Below are 17744 nucleotides of genomic sequence, written 5' to 3'. Positions count from 1 at the left end.
GGATATGACTGACTGGGGGAAGCAGGAAAAGGATGAATAGGCGAAGTATCGGAACCAAGATCAGCATGATTTTGATAGGCGTGCTGCTGGTCTTTTCGGCTGCTGTGATGGTTGTCGTCATTAATGAGATGAAGAATGGAATTACCTCCTTTGCCGGGGAGAAAGCGCGAAGCGATCTGAAGCTGGCTGAACGGTTCCTTGAATATAAATACCCCGGAGCTTGGCAGATCAAGGACGGTCAGCTCTATAAGGGCGATCTGCGGATCAATGAGAACCATGGGCTGGTTGATGAAATCGGCGAGCTGACTGGCGATACGGTGACTCTTTTTCAGGGGAATCAGCGGGTAACCACCAATGTAATGAACGATGGTCAGAGGGCGGTCGGCACTGCTGTCTCGGAAGCTGTTCATGAAGCGGTGCTCATCAAAGGGGAAGAATATTACGGGGAAGCCAATGTGGTGGGACAGACCTACCAGACTGCCTACATGCCGCTCGTGAACGGGCAGAATGAGATCATTGGTATCTTCTATGTAGGTGCATCCCAAAGCCTGATTGATGTGATTATCTCTTCCTTTATGCAGCATTTTGTGTGGATGATGATCATTGCAATGGTTCTGTCTGTGCTGGTTATGGTGCTGTTCATCCGCCGCATGACAACCCGGATCAGAAGAATCTCGTCTGCACTGCAGCATGCTGGCGGCGGTGATTTCACCGTCTCGATTCAAGATACTACCCGCGATGAAATCGGTGACCTGGTCACAAGCTATAATCAGATGAAAAATAGTCTCCAGACCCTGATCATTCACGGCCTCGAGACAGCAACCAAGGTGGGTAACGCAACCGGCACGATTAAAGAGGCTACGACGCAGACGGCCGCCGAGTCCAAGCAGATTGCCCTGGCCATCGGGGAGGTTGCACAGGGTGCAGAGATGCAGACCCAGAGCAGCAACGAAAATCTGCTGGCTATGGAAGAGGTCTCTATCGGAATCCAAAAGATGGCCGAAAGCGCCGCCGACATTTCCGCGTCTGCCCATCATTCCAGGCTGCAGGCGGAAGCCGGAGCCGGGTTCGTTAACAGCACTGTCCAGCAGATGAACCAGATCAGCCGCTCCGCAAAGGAGACAGACGGAGTCATCCGCCAGCTGGACGAACAGTCCCGGGAGATCTCGGCCATTCTCGCTGTCATTCAGCAGATTGCCGGTCAGACCAACCTCCTCGCCCTGAACGCTTCGATTGAAGCCGCACGGGCAGGCGAGCATGGCCGGGGCTTCGGCGTCGTAGCCACCGAAGTCCGCAAGCTGGCGGAACAGTCCGGGGAATCCTCTGCCCGTATCGCTGAGCTGGTTCATCAGATGGAGAACGGCATGCATCAGTCTGTGCAGGCTATCGCTCAAATGATCAGTGAGGTTCAGTCCGGCCTGCAGATCGCGCATGATACCGACAACAACTTCCGGGAGATCCTCGTGACCAACGGCCAGATCACCGCCCAGATCGAAGAAATGGCCGCAGCCTCCGAGCAGATGTCCGCCGGCATCCAGCAGATCACCGCCTCCGTCACCAGCATCACCGAAATCGCCCGCACCACCAGCACGAACTCGCACCAGGTCGCAGCCGCTACTGCAGTGCAGCTTGAGGGAATCGACGAGATTAGCCGCTCTGCGGCGGGGCTGGTGGAGACTTCGGAGGAGCTGAAGGGGGCGCTGGGGCGGTTTAGGGTGTAATTAAAATATTGGATAGAGATGAAAAACGGAGGCCCTTAGGCCTCCGTTTTGCTCTCCACTTCCTGCCGATTCAGCAGCTGCCGTCTCCGCCATCCGAACTTCACCCAGACCCGGTCATCATCATCCCGGAAGAACCGTATCTTCACCCACTTCAGCGGTGTCCAGATTTCCTTGAAATAATAATTTGGCATAGGACTTCTCTCCCGGAAAATAACTAGATTTGAAACTAATTATAGACCGGGATAACTAATTTGTTTGTCAGAAGCTGTCCGTGGAAATGTGAAATGTTTTATGTTTTTTTGTCAAAATCAGTGAAACCAGCGCTTGATTTCCTGCAAGGACTCCTTGGCCTCGGGCCCATTATAGCCGAAGGCGTTGCCGATCATTTTAATATACTCGTTAAATGTTGTTCCGCTGCTGTACGGTTTCACCACCACTTTGCATTGTAGCAGAGCAGTATGGGGTAGTTTATAAACTGAGTTTTTATAAAGATAGTTAAAAATAAACGTGACCCTACCTGAAGAGAAAAAAGCATCTCTCAAACGATTTTACTATAAAATTTCTATCGCACCATGTGTTGTTATAAAATTTTGAAAGCTCCCTAAGTGTTTATCTTTTTCTGATAAAATCACTTCAATGCTCCCATCCATCTCCCAATTAATATTTAAATCTTTATCATCCCAACGTATACCGGAGTCATACTCAGGATAATATTTATTATCACTCAAATAATAAAAGGTAGAATCTTCAATTACAGTGAGGCACCCATGAGCAAATCCCCGAGGAATATATAGCATTTTTTTATTCTCAGACGAAAGCAGAACTGAAAAGCTTTTCCCAAACGTTTCTGACCCTTTCCTCAAGTCTACTGCAACATCTAGAATGGCTCCTTTAGAACATCTAACTAATTTTGCTTGTGAGTTTGATGTCTGAAAGTGCAGCCCTCTTAAAACACCCTTTTTTGAAGTTGTTTCCATCTCCTCAATAGGGTGAAAATTAATATTATTTTGCTCGAAAATATTTATCTCAAAAGTCTTTTTCATCAAACCTCTTTCATCCATCAAATGAAATGGATTAATAAGCGTTAATCCTTCTATTCCTGTTTCAAAAAACTCGTATTTATTCATGTAAAAAAACTCCTTTTAAAGATTTTATCCATTCAGAAGTTTTTATTATACCTTCTTCAAAGGAAACTTCATTTTCGAAACCAGTATCATCTTTCAACTCAAAAATATTAAAATGATTGTAGTCTAGGTGAATTCCACTTTGCAGAATTTTTCCAATGCCTAGCTCCGCATCTTTATTAACACAATTTCTAAGTAAATATAAGAACTCTTTAAGAGGCTTTGGTTCATGAGACCCGATATAATATGATTTATTATTAACTCCATATAAATCCATATAATAGAAGGCTCTAACTGCATCATCTATATAGATAAAGTCATACATTTGTGTCGAGGAAGTAAAGGCTGTTTCTTCACCATTTATCAATTTTCTAATAGTAGAATTGATGAGCCGTGGAGATAACTCGCCTACTCCATAAATATTTGTAATAACACCTGCAACAAATGTTATCCCAAAATCATTACATAATGTACGACTCATAAAATTTGCTGCAATTTTCGCTGTTGAATAAAGTGATGATAATTTGACATCATTTGTCTCATTCATTGATTTACAACACTCATATTCCCATATACTTGAGGCAAATATAAAACGTTTAACATTTAATGTTTCACACAACTTAACGCAATCACAACTCCACTGGATATTATTTAATTGAGAGTTATAATTATTTCTATCACTATTAGAAACACCAGCCCAACCAAAATGATAAAAAGTATTAATTTCTATACCGTTAAAAAAATCTGCTAGCTTGCTTATTTGATTTAAATCACAATAAACTATCTTTACATTTTTGTTATTTTTATTTAGTCTATCAGCGTTTGAGTCCTCATTTCTTACAATAGCAAAAACTTCTATATTCAAACTAGCAAGATAGTTTACCATTGAACTTCCAATAAAACCATTGGCACCAGTTACAATAACCCGCTTCATTGCTATAAGTCCTCCATATACGAAATAACTTGTTTACACATTACATCGCTGATATTATCACCTTTGTTGTATACCTTAGTCCATTCAACAGTTTTTTCTATTGCAGTTGAAATATCCCACCGAGGTTTGATCCCAAAAGTACTTTTCACCTTAGATGTATCAAGTTTCAAATAATTAGCCTCATGAACAGAGTTAGCTTCGCTTAAATTTATCCACTTTTGGTTCTCTCCCCAAATATCGCAAAATAACGTTGTTAGTGCCCCCGTTTCAATACAATCACTCTCGTTAGGCCCAATATTGTAAGTACCAGAATACGATGCATCTTGATACATCATCATTGCAATATATAAATATGCATAAACAGGTTCCAATACATGTTGATACGGTCTAACCGAAAAAGGATTTCTTACAATAATATCCTCATTTTTTATAGCAGCCTGAATACAATCGGGAATAATTCTATCTTTTGAAAAGTCTCCTCCACCAATTACATTGCCGGCTCTACATGTAGAAACCGCTAAATTTTTATTGTTTGAAAAATATGAATTAATATAACTACTTGTCACAAGCTCACTACATGACTTAGAGTTTGAATAAGGATCATAGCCGTTTAAGTTATCGTTTTCACGATACCCCCAGCTCCATTCTTTATTTTCGTAAACCTTATCTGTAGTAACATTTATAAATGATTTCACACTATCACAAAGCCGTACTGCCTCACAAATATTTACCGTTCCCATAACATTTGTTTGGTAGGTGTACACAGGATCAACATACGATTCACGTACAAGTGGCTGTGCCGCCATATGAATAACTATTTCTGGTTTAAAGTCCATTATAACTCGCTTGAGATGTTCTAAGTCTGAAATATTTCCTACAGTATGAGAAATGTTTGACTCAATATCAGCTACTTCAAATAAATTCGGTGTGGTACTAGGATTTAGAGCGTAGCCCATTACATTAGCACCATACATAGTCAAAACCTTACACATCCAACTTCCCTTAAAACCAGTATGCCCCGTAATAAATACTCGCTTATTTTTATAAAATGTCAAATTCATAATTACCACACTCTCCATGGTGCTTGTCCTTTTTCTAAAAGTTCCTCAAGCAGAATTTTGTCTCTAAGAGTATCCATACATTGCCAAAAACCGTCATGTTTATATGCTTTAATTTCACCCAATTCAGCTAGCTTCTCTAAAGGGTAATTTTCCAGGACAGTACTATCATTATCAATATAATCCATAATTTCTGGATTCAGGACCATAAATCCACCATTAATCCAACCACCATCTTGTTTAGACTTTTCTTTAAAATTAGAAATTCTATTATCATTATCAATTCCAAGAACTCCAAATCTACCTCCCGGTTGGATAGCAGTGATAGTAGCAATTTTCCCATGTGATTTATGGTAATCTACAAGCTTATCAATCTCTATGTCACAAACGCCATCACCATAAGTTAGCATAAATGGTTCATTACCTACATAATCACTAACTCGTTTAACACGTCCACCGGTCATTGTATTCAATCCAGTTTCTATAAGCGTTACCTTCCATGGCTCAGCTATATTATTATGTATTGTCATTTTATTTGCATTAGTAAAATCAAAAGTTATATCAGATCTGTGCAAATAGTAATTGGCAAAGTACTCTTTTATTACGTACCCTTTATAGCCACAGCAGATAACAAAATCATTATATCCATAATATGAGTATGTTTTCATGATATGCCATAGTATAGGCATACCACCAATTTCTATCATTGGTTTTGGCTTTAAATGTGATTCCTCACTTATCCGTGTACCAAACCCACCTGCAAGTATAACAACTTTCATGATGATTTCTCCTTTTATCATAAGTAATTTAATAGGTATATCCCAATTAATTGGATCTAATAAATTTTTTAATGGTTAATACTGTACTTAGAATACTGTTTTTATTAAGGAAAATATAAACCAAATATATTAGCAAATAGATTAACACTGATAACCAAGAATTAATAAACCAATTTAAAGCAACAAAAATAACACACATGAAAAACTCGTAAAACATATCCCCTTTCAAATTTACTCCCAATAAATTTGATAAGAATTTTTGAGCAATAAAATATCTGAATCCTAAGAGGAAGGTAATTGATATTACCGTGATAAACAAATTATCCACAAAAAAGATTGTAATTATAGTTGTTATTACACTTAAAATCACTGTTACTACATTTATTTTAAGAAGACCACTTTCTTTCCGCAAAGCTTTCAAATATGGATTTAGAATCAGAGACATTTTACTTTCAAAAAAACAAATAGGGAATAATAAAACCATATAATCTAATGCATCAGTATAACTAGGTAGCCATGAGGAAAGTAATACTTTAACAGGGTAAAAACAAATAATAATACCAAGGAGCGGTGCGGATAACATATTTTGAATACTCCTATAAATTTTTGGTAGAGTCTCCACAGGTGCTCTACATAAAATAGGAAAAACCACGAGACCCATAGCATTAATACAAACCAGGATCATATTATTTATACTAAGGGTAAACGATACTTTTCCAAACGTCTCAAGACTCCAATTTCGTTCAATACCAAACCTAACAATACCAATAATTAAAATACCAGCTAAGTTGGAGACAGTTAGTTTAATACCGACATTAATATTATTTATTGTTTCTTTAAGATTAATGCTAAATGCAACGAACTTATTGAAAGTAATGTCTTTGCACTTAATCATAATATATATCAACGTACCAAACTTAATCAACAAATCTAAAACGATTAGACCTTTGTAACCAATAGAACCGTAGAAGATGAACAATATAAGTACCCCACAAAACATTATTCTATCAATTAAAAGTAGTCTCGAATATTCTTTTATACGATTTGTAGTCTGTAAAATAAACTGAAAATGAATTCGACATATATAAAATAATCCACATATAAAAGTTGCTATTAATATAAATTTCTTTTCATATCCAATATCTGAAATTCCAATAATTAATATACCACTAAGCGTTACAATAAATAAATATATTGTCATAGACCAAAACTGAGAAGTAAATATATCCTTTGGTAAATTCCTGTATTCATAACCACCATATCTTAAATAAATTCCATCACACCAACCAATACTCATAAAAACAATATACGATGAATAAAAGAGATATAATTGCCAATATGAATAGTCTGTAATACCCATTAATTTAGGAAAAATCAGAACCGTCAATAATGAAACTACAAGAGAAAACATGTTGACAAATAAAGAATACGAAAGGTTATTTAAAACTTTTCTTAATCTATCATTTGCCATAATAGAGTACTCTTTTTCTTCTATCGCTTTTTTTTCTCAGCCATTTGAATATACTAAACGGTAATATTTTATATAGTATATATATTCTCTTTGCATTTTTAGGTAATTTAGTATTTGTATACTCACCTTTCCATGGAGAAATCTCTAAATATTTATAATATTCAGTTTTTAAAGGATGTGTGCAATTTATACTCCAAGGTCTATTGTAACAACCAGTTACCCAGTGTATTACAATAGGCTTCTCTATCCCCTCATCTATTTGCTCTTGGCTATACATTTCATCCAACTCACATAACAATTGAATTTCTTTTGCTCTATACATCATCATGTAACTCATTACATTATATTTAGGATCTAATAATAATATTTTATTTTTACATATACCATTGACCACTCCTTGATCTAAAAATGGAACATCTCCATTAAATTTTTGTATAAATTCTATTGATTTTTTTTCAAGATCATATTTTCTCCAATTTGTTAAATTCATTAATACTAACCCACAGTTTATATAAGGATCGTTACCGTGTACTCCAACAGCTTGTTTGAGCCGAGGTGCTGCATCATCCCAAACTCCTGCAACATAGTACTCCGAAATATCTTTTTCCCAAAGTTCTTTTAATGAACCTGTGATAGAAATATCACAATCTAAATATATTATTTTATCTATTTCAGTAAATTGACCAAAAAATATTTTAGAATAAGTAGATACTGGATATCTTTCTGTATTCACCTTTATTTTACTGCATAATTTCTCACAAGAAATAAATATCACATCACGATTATACTGTTCAGAAATTTTTTCTAGTATTCTTTTTGTTATTTCAGTAATACCATTATCAATAAGATAAACTACTATTTTTTCAAATGATTTATTATTTTCAAAAAGGGAGATCATAGAAACTCCAGCATGTCTTGCATATTCTTCCCCACAAGCATAGGCTACATTTAATTGCATTCTAACACTCCATTCCCTAAGCTGATTTCAGCAATTTTCTTATTATTAAATAAATATTAAATGGCAAATATATTCTCAACGCATTTCTTATTCTAATTTTCAATTGAACATTATCTTTTTCCAACTTCATTGAACTCCAGGGAGAAACTTTTAAGTATTTGAGGTACTCATCCTTATAGGGATGATTGCAATTTCGAAACCACGGACGATTATAAATCTCGCTTGAGAAATGAATTATAGTCGGGAAATTTTTAGCTTCTTCTATAAGTTTTTGAGAATAATAATTTTTTTCGTCAGATATTTTTTTTATCTGAAAACTATTAAACGCAATCATTAATCCATTTAAGTTATACTTTGGATGCAAAACTAATATCGAATCTTTACAAATATTACAAATTATATTTTCTTCGATATAAATATCATTTTTATGTCGTACCATAAATTCTTTTATTTTTTCTTCTACGTTAAAACTACGCCAATTTTCTAAGTTAAAGAGAATAAAACCACCGTTTATATATTTATCATTATTTCCAGATGAAAATTTCTGAATATATTGGATCGGTGTTGGCATTCTTACACCAGCCACTAAATATTTTTCCATACTCATTTCCCACAGTTCGTAAAAAGAATCTTTTACAATCATGTCACAATCAATATATATTATCTTTTCAATTTCTTCAATTTTATGCAAATACATTTTCGAAAAAATAATTTTCGAGTAATTACCTACGTCCTTAAATAGTCTTATATCACATATATCATTGAATTCTATGAAAATAATCTTTCGATTATATTCAAAAGAAATTTCTAATAATTTTTTTTTTGTATTTTGTGAAATTCCATTATCAATAATATATACATAAATTTCCTCGAAATTTTTATTATTATCAAATAATGAAATCATTGATATTCCGGCGTGTTTTGCATAAACTTCGCCAGTTGCGTAAGCTACATTTAATCTCATTTTCCCTTCCTTTCGAGTAAGAAATTACAACTCAAATTAATAATTAAGTCTTACCAATTCACAGATAAATTCATTCCAACTTTTTTGTAGTTTTCGGACTTAATAGGAATAAATAAAAATATAAGCAATTCGGTCCAAATATTGCATCTCCACCTATTGATAATACAATAGTTAGAATAATAATAATTTTTTGCTTTTCATTACCATTATGCATTATCATTAATGAAAAAATAAAAAATACTAGCATCCCTATTATTCCGAAATAAAAGAAAATAGTAGGTATTGATGGCATATAATAAGCTGTATCCACCATACCATGTCCAAAGAGTATTTCTATGGTTGATAGGCCATCTGTAGAGAATGCCAAATCATAATTCTCCATTCGACTAGCTGCTGCTGTACCTAATCCTCCTGATCCTTCGCCAAAGACTCTAAATACAAAAGTTTGATAATACTCTGTATTCACGATTAAAAATAATAAAAATGGTGTTAATAATAATGTAGCTATAATAAATTTGGTTTTTTTTTCATTTAATAAAAGCTTTTTAAAAGCCCAAACACCCCATACTATAGCACATGCAATAAATCCTGTGGCGGAATTTGATACTAATAAACCAAATGTAATTATTATTTCAGGAAAATAATCAATGATTTTTTTCTTTTCTGAGAAAAGTCCTATACCTAAATACAGCAATACATAAGTAGCATAGTGTGCAGGTTCTGAAAAGAATGACCTTGGTCTAATTAAATATCCAGCATTCATTATATTTTGATTGAACTCTAATAAATCAAGGCGTATTAGCGGTAGGCCAGGTATTGTTCCTGGTATATATACACCTGCAAAACGAACCATTAGTATTTGAAAAAAAAGAAATATGGTAGAGGCTATACATATATATTTTAATACTTTTATTCCTAGTTTAACTTCGAAAAAATTTGGTGCAATAAAAATCACAGTTATTAAATATAACACATACCGACCTGTTCTTAACGCCGCTTCATTTACAAAGGAAATATCGTTAATACTGAATACTAATATAAATTGAAAAAAAATATAAACTAAAAACAGTACCAGTGGAAGATTATTCTTACTTAAATACATTTTTTTCTCTTTTATCAATTTAAATAAGAGTACAGGATACATTAGTATCAATATGGCATCAGCAACTGAAATACTTGAAATAGGAGTTGCATACAAAAACCACAATTGAAATGAAACTAAAAAGATTGTAAACACTTTATTTAAGCGCATATTATCTCCTTGTGCAAAATCATTTTAAACTTTTTGATAAAGCTCTATATAACGAGCTGTCATATTAGAAATACTGTATTTGCTACTTCTAATGAGACCAGCATTTGTTTTTTTCAAATAAAGTTGAGTATCATTTAAATACATCATTATTTTTTCAGCCAGTTCCCTATCATTCCCTACTTCAAATAATAAGTCTTCGTCCCCTATTACTTCAGCTAATCCTTCAACATTAGTTCCAAGGACCAATTTCCCTGAACTCATTCCCTCAAGTGCTGCTAATCCAAAACCTTCCCACTTAGATGATAATATCACCATATCTACCGTTTTTAATATTCTTTCAATATCATTTCTAAACCCTAGAAAGTGAACTCTATCATCAACTTCCAATTTTAACGCTAAACTCTCGTATACATCCTTTTGTTCCCCTTCACCTACAAGAAGTAAGTGTATATATTCAGGAAGTCGTGCTAATGCTTTAATTAAAGTTTGATGATCCTTTTGAGTTGTGAATCTTCCGACCATGCACAGAAGTTTAGTTTCATTTGAAAATTCAACATTTATATCATGTTTATAATATTCTTCTGCACTTTTAAACTTTCCTAAATTTATACCATTCTCAATAACTACTGATTTCATAGCATTTTTTGAAGTCAGGTTTAACCATGAGTCGATCGATCTTTTAGTAGCGTCACTTATAGAAACTATTTTATCAATTTTCGAATAAATAAACTGATCAATATACCTAAAATACTTTTTTTTACGTCTTCTATTAGTTGTATTATGTTCTGTAGTAATTAGCCTGGGCTTATTTTTAAAAATCAACATGCATGCCATCGCCGTCCAGTATTGCGCTGGAAATAGATGCACATGTACAATATCATAGGCACCTTGAATTATATAATTACGTATGTAGAATATATTCAACGGACTTCTCATTTTTTTGAGAGGAATTATGCCAATTTTAATATGTGCACTTTTCAATGCTTTTTCAAATACGTTATCTTTATCTGTTAGTAATAATAACTCTACTAACAATCCAGAATTGTTGTTTAATAGCGGTATAGTTTCTTCAATAAGTTTTTCAGCTCCACCAGAACCCAGATTATTAATTATATGTAGTATTTTCAAACACTTTTCTCTCCTAAATAGTTTTCATTTTTTTATCAATAAAAGATTTAGATCTTCGCTCTACTTGATGGGTTATTTAATATGTGTCAAACCTCATGGTTCTTCAAGCTCTAAAGCGACCTAAAGTATTTTAGGAACTGTATTATCTTTTTTCTCTTTTTGAGATCCGCATCGTCATTACCACCTAATATTTTTTTTACTAGGCGGCATTGACAACTCCTCAATTAAACAGACATTAGATGTCCACTACAGCAGGGAAGTACATTCTCACATTATTTCACACTGCGATATTTGTTATACCAATTTACAAATTTTGAAATCCCTAAAAATATTGATGTTTCCGGTTTAAATCCTACATCCCTTATTAGATCATCTACATCTGCGTAAGTACGATAAACATCTCCAGGCTGCATTGGATAATACTCCTTAATCGCTTCTTTCCCAACAGCAGACTCAATAGCCTGTATAAAATCCATAAGTTTCTCCGGCTGATTGTTGCCAATGTTATAAATCTTGTAAGGAGGCACATTGTTAAGAGCTGGAGAGTTAGGAATTAAGCGAATGATTCCATCAACAATGTCATCAATATAAGTAAAGTCACGATACATATCGCCATTATTAAAAATCTTGATTGGTTTCCCTTCAACTATGGCTTTTGTAAAAGAAAAATATGCCATGTCAGGACGACCATAAGGTCCGTATACCGTGAAAAAGCGTAGTCCTGTAGTAGGAATACAAAATAAATGACTATATGTATGGGCCATCAATTCACTGGATTTTTTGGTAGCAGCATATAGGCTAACTGGGCGATCTACCATATCATCAGTCGAAAAGGGAATTTTCTCATTAGCTCCATAAACAGAACTGGACGATGCATACACCAGATGATCTACATTATGATGTCTGCACATTTCAAGTATATTCAAAAAACCCACTATGTTAGATTGAATATATGTGTCTGGGTTTTCCAGACTGTATCTTACTCCAGCTTGTGCAGCCAAGTTAATTACGATATCTATCCGGGTATCGGTAAACATTTGATTTAAGTACTCTTTATCAACTAGATCAGCTTTGTGAAAAACAAAATTATCATACTTTTGCAACAAATTTAGACGCTCATTTTTAAGATTAACATCGTAATAATCATTGATATTATCAAATCCTATCACCTTGCAGCCAAATTGTAATAATTTCAATGATAGGTGCATACCAATAAATCCAGCTGCCCCTGTTATTAAATATGTTTTTGTATGATCTACAGGTTTTAAGTGCATAGTTAAACCCCTACTCCATAGTATTTAAAGCCTTTTTCGAGCATTGTTGTTTTATTGTAAATATTTCTCAAGTCAAAGAAGTAATCTCCACCGTTTATATCTCTTAGTTTATCAAAATCCAGATTTCTGAATTCATTCCACTCTGTGAGCAGAACAGTTGCATCTGTATCTTTTATTGCATCGTAGGCATTTTCAGACCACTCGATATCCTCTTCTATTCCCTTAAGCCTCCATGTTCCTTCCTTTTTACCTTCAGGATCATAGATCTTTAACTTTGCCCCTTGGCTAACAAGCTCAGGTAAAATAATTAATGCAGGAGCATCTCTCATATCATCAGTATTAGGTTTGAAAGTTATTCCAAGTACGGCAATAGCCTTACCATTAACATCACCCATAGCATTTACAATCTTATCTACCATTCTCTTCTTTTGTCTTTCATTTGCCTGGACGGTAGTTTCAATAAGAGAAATGGGTTCACCCACATCTTGGGCAATCCGCGCTAATGCCATAGTGTCTTTAGGGAAACAGCTTCCACCATAGCCGGGTCCAGCATGTAGAAACTTAGGAGAAATACGTCCGTCCTGCCCCATTGCCTTGGCAACTTTTTGAACATCTGCTCCCACTTGTTCACATACATTTGCAACTTCATTGATAAAGGTAATTTTCATTGCCAGAAACGCATTAGATGCGTATTTAATCATTTCTGCAGTCTCAATATTTGTTTCAACAAAGGGCGTCTCATTAATATATAGAACCCTGTATACTTCTTTCATCACTTCAAACGCCCGATCACTTTCAGCTCCGATTACTACACGGTCCGGGTGAGTAAAATCTTGTACCGCCGATCCTTCTCTTAGGAATTCAGGATTTGAAACAACATCAAAAGCATATTCCAATCCCCTGCCGATAAGAGTTTCTTGAATCATTGCCTTAACTTTTTGTCCAGTTCCGATAGGGACTGTGGACTTGTCTACAACAACTTTATATCCATTCATGTACTCAGCTATACTTTTTGCAACAGCTAAGACATATTGAAGATCTGCGCTGCCGTCATCCGCTGGCGGTGTACCGACTGCTATAAATATTACATCATTATTTTCAACTGCTTCTTTTATATTTGTAGTAAAACTAAGACGTTGATTTTCATAATTCTTCTTAACTATATTCTCAAGACCAGGCTCATAGATAGGAATAATCCCTTGTTTTAAACTATTTATCTTTGTGTCATCAATATCAACGCATGTTATCGTATGACCAAAATCAGAAAGAATGGCTCCTGATACTAGTCCTACATATCCTGTTCCTACTACAGCAATTTTGGACATTTCATACACTCCATATCATTATTGATAATTACAGATTCGCTCAATTTTATCCATGTATGCTTTTATGACAATCGCTCTATCAAATTCTTTTTCTACTTTTAATCGGGCGTTGATCCCCATTTTTTCCATATCCTCATAACTCATTTGGATGAAGGACTCTATTTTGTCAACTAAGTCAGCTGTATTTCTCGCTTCAAAAGTGAATCCATTACTTCCCACATCAATAGTTTCTCTGCAACCAGGAATATTGGAGGCAATTAATACGCGGCCTGTGGCAGCTGTCTCCAACAAAACATTTGATAGACCTTCCCCGCCATGAGACGCTTGAATAATACAATGAGATTGTTCTATAAAAGGCTTAACATCCGATTGATATCCCAAGTAGCGTATGTATCCTTTTTTATTGTATTCCCCAATCATTTCATTATAGTGTGGGTGAGTTGTCTCAATGAAACCTATAACATTAAAAATTGTCTCGGGATACTTCTCTTTTATGATCTTAGAGGCTTCCAGATATTGATCAATCCCCTTGTCTTTCATAATTCTTCCTATAAAAATAAAGGAAACTGCCTGTTCTTTTAACGGGAACGGTTTAAGCTTAAAATCATCTAGATTAACCCCAGATCCGGGAATTAATTCATGATTGCTTGTAATCGTCTTACTTTCTAACAAGGTGTTTCTATCCTCGGTATTCTGAAAAAATACACAGTAAGACTTCTTCAAACTAACCTTATAGAGAATAGATAAGAATTTTTTCAATGCAGAATTTTGATTAAATCCGCTTCCCAACCCTGTAATATTATTAACGCATGGAATTTTCAACAATCTGCAAGCCAATCCTCCATAAAGATTGGGTTTAATTGTATAGGTAAGCACTACGTCCGGTTTAATTTCTTTGAGTATACGCAAGTAGTGTAGGATAAGCTTAGAATCAGAAACTGGATTAGTCCCTCTTCTATCTATTTTTGTTTCTACAAACTTGCAGCCCCAACCAACCATAATTTCTACCTTTTCATCATTGGGAAGTGAAATATATACTTCATAACCTTCGGCTAATAGCTTTTGTATTAATTCTTTTCGGAAATTATAAATTACGAAACCATGATTTCCTAATAATAAAACCTTTTTCTTTTTCAATTTTTCCACACCTTATTACATACTTATTTTTATAGATTCTTCAAAATCCACTACACAGTATTCAAATGATGGGGAGCTCGCATGATCATATATTTTATTGCCGAAAATTTTGTTAATCATCTTCACTCTATTTGAAAGCACTCTAAGCAAAGGATTAAAGCCTTTGACAAACACTATTTTCCTTTCCATTTGTGAACCCATTATCCTGATGATCTCCGTTGTACTCACATAATCTTTATTCTGTGGAAAAAAGATACCCGCCAATGAATTATCAATGATTTTCCTAAGAAACTCACATAAATTATCTATAAAAATCATACTTCGTTGATTCATAATATTTGGAAATACAGGAGTCTTACCAGCTAATTGCTTTAGTCTAGGAAAGTTACCTTTACATTTTGGCCCGTAAACCATAGGTGTTCTTACACAAACCGTTTTATAGAATTCATTGTTCATTTTTCCTATTTCCAAGTCAGCTTCTAACTTACTTCTACCATAAAAGTCACTTGGGTCCGGCAATGTATCTTTAGTAATTACTTTCTTCTCACCAATCTTACTGTCAGCACCATAAATAATCATACTGCTCATAAAAATGAATTGTTTTACATTCTCTTGTTTTGCTTTTTTAGCTACCTCGATTGCTAAGTCTCGATTTACTTTATAATAATGCTCCTCCATTTTCGGATCACTGGACACATGTGCTATTCCAGCTACATGTAAAACAACATCATACTTGGAAAAATCATATTCTCTCCATGTGTTGCCTCTGACAGACAGTTCTTCAACCTCATACTGATCAGGCCACTGGTGTAACCATTCTATAAGGCTTGTTCCAACATAACTCCCTTTTCCGGTAATCAGTATTTTTCTCTTTTCCATCTACAAAGCGGCTCCTTTGGTGTTCGATACTACTTCTTCATCATTAGCGCCTTCTCTCACACCCTCAGATTTCAGCACACTTGATACGGTCATAAAGAAAACCTTCAGATCCAACATAAATGTAAACTTCGCAGTATACTCACCATCAAATCTTGCCTTTATCTCAATAGGAAGCTCATCTCTGCCATTAACCTGTGCCCATCCGGTCAACCCTGGCCTTATGTCATTAGCTCTATATTTATCCCGTTCTGCAATCAAATCATACTGATTCCATAGAGCCGGTCGTGGACCAATAATACTCATATCACCCTTTAGTATATTAATAATCTGAGGTAGCTCATCCAGGCTTGTCCTCCTCAGGAATTTACCTGCTTTAGTAATAAAGAAGTCCGGATCTTGTAATAAATGCGTAGGCATCTCTGCAGGAGTATCTGTACGCATCGTTCTAAATTTAAGAATGTAAAACTCTTTTTTATGTTTTCCTATTCTTTTCTGCTTGAATAATACCGGTCCTTTTGAGCCCAGCTTAATGAAGGCTGCAATAATCAAGAAAAAAGGCCATAACAGGAGAATTCCGATTAGAGCCAGTAGAAAATCAATGATTGGTTTTACAATGGTATAAGGCTTCATAAGTAAGTTCACCTGATCCTTTTAGAACTAGTATTTCATAGTATGCACAACCTCATCTACAGTAATATAGATAGAGGTTGTGCAGATAAAATAAATAAAAACCTTGTTAATTTCCCATACCCTCAGCCAATGCCATACCTTGTTGCAATTCAGCCTCAAAGGTTGCTCTGTACTGATTAATAATATCTGTACTATAGCCATTGGCAGTTAACTGCTTCTCAGCATCAGCCACTATACTATTAAAAGTAGCAGTAGATGAAGCCAGCTGTTGTTTACCCTGAGCCAACAGGTTGGCTTTAGTTGTTTCGTCCGTTGCCTGTACGTATTGGAGAGCAAGACTCATTAGAGCAGAACTGCTCTGATTACGTAATGCAGTAAGCTTAGCCTCTGTCGCACTTGTAATTTGCTCATATGTTACTGTCCCTGTGCCCCCAGATCCGCCGCCAGCTGATGGCGTACTTGTTGGAGCCGGAGTCGTTGTTGCTGAAGGACTCGCCCCCCCGGTTGTGCCACCGCCAGTTGAACCGTTGTTCTGCTCCTGATAACCGGCAGAAGTAGCTGTAATGGTCTTCGTCTTTTGATCCCATGAGATCTTATTACCTACTGATTCAGAAAGAAAACGAAGTGGAACATATAAGGAACCGTTTAATATAAAGCTGGACTGGCCTGCTGGCACTGCCTTGGCTGATCCATTGAATACATAGCTTGCCTTCACTTTACTAAGAACAATATTCTTTGCTCCTGTCGCTGAAGGATTTGCACTTCCAGCATTCATAAGATATTCCTTAATAACAACCAGCTCGGAACTGCTAGGTTCAGCAATTGTAACTTTCAGGTTTTTGGCATCCCAGCTAACGCTCTTCTGCAAGGCATAGGAGACGAATCTGATTGGAACATATGTTGAATTGTTGTATATGAAGACATGTTGACCTGTTGGAGGCTGTATGCTCACCCCGTCAAAAACCATTTTCACATCCATACTCTGAACCTTGATAGAGTCCGTAACGGCTACAGCAGCTGCAGATGCTGACAAAGGCGCTGAAGCTGTTAAAGGCGCAGAACCTATAAGTACAAACAGCAATAATGCAGCTGCCGGGAATTTCATTCTGG

17 protein-coding genes are annotated in these 17744 nt (G+C 35.5%); 1 reads left to right on the top strand and 16 read right to left on the bottom strand.

What is annotated here, in order from left to right; translation table 11 throughout:
- Positions 1-32 precede the first annotated feature (32 nt).
- Entirely contained in the window at positions 33-1721 is a 1689-nt protein-coding gene (locus tag M2108_RS23960; RefSeq protein WP_277471899.1) for a methyl-accepting chemotaxis protein, read from the top strand.
- A 35-nt stretch (positions 1722-1756) separates the two neighbouring features.
- On the opposite strand, the gene M2108_RS23955 is transcribed toward M2108_RS23960, so the two are convergent.
- The 16 genes from M2108_RS23955 to M2108_RS23880 form a co-directional block, all read right to left on the bottom strand.
- On the bottom strand, positions 1757-1912 hold the full coding sequence (locus tag M2108_RS23955; RefSeq protein WP_277471900.1) for a hypothetical protein: 156 nt from the start codon (positions 1910-1912) through the stop codon (positions 1757-1759).
- 360 nt (positions 1913-2272) lie between these two features.
- The gene (gene rfbC, locus M2108_RS23950) at positions 2273-2848 is read right to left on the bottom strand and encodes a dTDP-4-dehydrorhamnose 3,5-epimerase (RefSeq protein WP_277471901.1); all 576 of its coding nucleotides are present in this window, start codon (positions 2846-2848) and stop codon (positions 2273-2275) included.
- The gene (locus M2108_RS23945) at positions 2841-3779 is read right to left on the bottom strand and encodes an NAD-dependent epimerase/dehydratase family protein (protein WP_277471902.1); all 939 of its coding nucleotides are present in this window, start codon (positions 3777-3779) and stop codon (positions 2841-2843) included. Before M2108_RS23945 ends, rfbC begins: the two co-directional genes overlap by 8 nt.
- A 2-nt stretch (positions 3780-3781) precedes the next feature.
- Positions 3782-4840, bottom strand: a complete 1059-nt coding sequence (rfbG, locus tag M2108_RS23940; protein WP_277471903.1) for a CDP-glucose 4,6-dehydratase — start codon at positions 4838-4840, stop codon at positions 3782-3784.
- Positions 4841-4842: 2 nt separating this feature from the next.
- Complete coding sequence (gene rfbF / locus M2108_RS23935; protein ID WP_277471904.1) at positions 4843-5616, bottom strand: glucose-1-phosphate cytidylyltransferase; 774 nt, start codon at positions 5614-5616, stop codon at positions 4843-4845.
- Between the two features lie 46 nt (positions 5617-5662).
- On the bottom strand, positions 5663-7087 hold the full coding sequence (locus M2108_RS23930) for a lipopolysaccharide biosynthesis protein (protein ID WP_277471906.1): 1425 nt from the start codon (positions 7085-7087) through the stop codon (positions 5663-5665).
- Complete coding sequence (locus M2108_RS23925) at positions 7077-8045, bottom strand: glycosyltransferase family 8 protein (protein WP_277471907.1); 969 nt, start codon at positions 8043-8045, stop codon at positions 7077-7079. Before M2108_RS23925 ends, M2108_RS23930 begins: the two co-directional genes overlap by 11 nt.
- Before the next feature lie 16 nt (positions 8046-8061).
- On the bottom strand, positions 8062-9009 hold the full coding sequence (locus tag M2108_RS23920; protein WP_277471908.1) for a glycosyltransferase family 8 protein: 948 nt from the start codon (positions 9007-9009) through the stop codon (positions 8062-8064).
- Between the two features lie 70 nt (positions 9010-9079).
- Positions 9080-10261: a hypothetical protein gene (locus M2108_RS23915; protein WP_277471910.1), complete on the bottom strand. Its 1182-nt coding sequence runs from the start codon at positions 10259-10261 to the stop codon at positions 9080-9082.
- 24 nt (positions 10262-10285) lie between these two features.
- Positions 10286-11389: a glycosyltransferase gene (locus tag M2108_RS23910; RefSeq protein WP_277471911.1), complete on the bottom strand. Its 1104-nt coding sequence runs from the start codon at positions 11387-11389 to the stop codon at positions 10286-10288.
- A 272-nt stretch (positions 11390-11661) separates the two neighbouring features.
- Positions 11662-12663 carry an NAD-dependent epimerase gene (locus M2108_RS23905; RefSeq protein ID WP_277471912.1) on the bottom strand — a complete coding sequence of 334 codons (1002 nt, stop codon included), beginning with the start codon at positions 12661-12663 and terminating at the stop codon, positions 11662-11664.
- Positions 12664-12665: 2 nt separating this feature from the next.
- Positions 12666-13988, bottom strand: coding sequence for a UDP-glucose dehydrogenase family protein (locus M2108_RS23900; RefSeq protein ID WP_277471913.1), 1323 nt, complete (start codon positions 13986-13988; stop codon positions 12666-12668).
- A gap of 18 nt (positions 13989-14006) precedes the next feature.
- On the bottom strand, positions 14007-15125 hold the full coding sequence (locus M2108_RS23895; RefSeq protein ID WP_277471915.1) for a glycosyltransferase family 4 protein: 1119 nt from the start codon (positions 15123-15125) through the stop codon (positions 14007-14009).
- 15 nt (positions 15126-15140) lie between these two features.
- A complete protein-coding gene (locus tag M2108_RS23890) occupies positions 15141-16004 on the bottom strand; it encodes an NAD-dependent epimerase/dehydratase family protein (RefSeq protein ID WP_277471917.1) in 864 nt (287 codons plus the stop codon).
- Positions 16005-16634, bottom strand: a complete 630-nt coding sequence (locus tag M2108_RS23885) for a sugar transferase (protein ID WP_277471918.1) — start codon at positions 16632-16634, stop codon at positions 16005-16007.
- Positions 16635-16740: 106 nt separating this feature from the next.
- A complete protein-coding gene (locus M2108_RS23880; RefSeq protein WP_277471958.1) occupies positions 16741-17739 on the bottom strand; it encodes a copper amine oxidase N-terminal domain-containing protein in 999 nt (332 codons plus the stop codon).
- Positions 17740-17744 lie beyond the last annotated feature (5 nt).

Source organism: Paenibacillus sp. PastM-3 (assembly GCF_029893965.1).
Classification (GTDB): Bacteria; Bacillota; Bacilli; order Paenibacillales; family Paenibacillaceae; genus Paenibacillus_AQ.
Note: the sequence above shows the minus strand (reverse complement) of the source record. Positions and strands in the feature narration are given on the sequence as shown.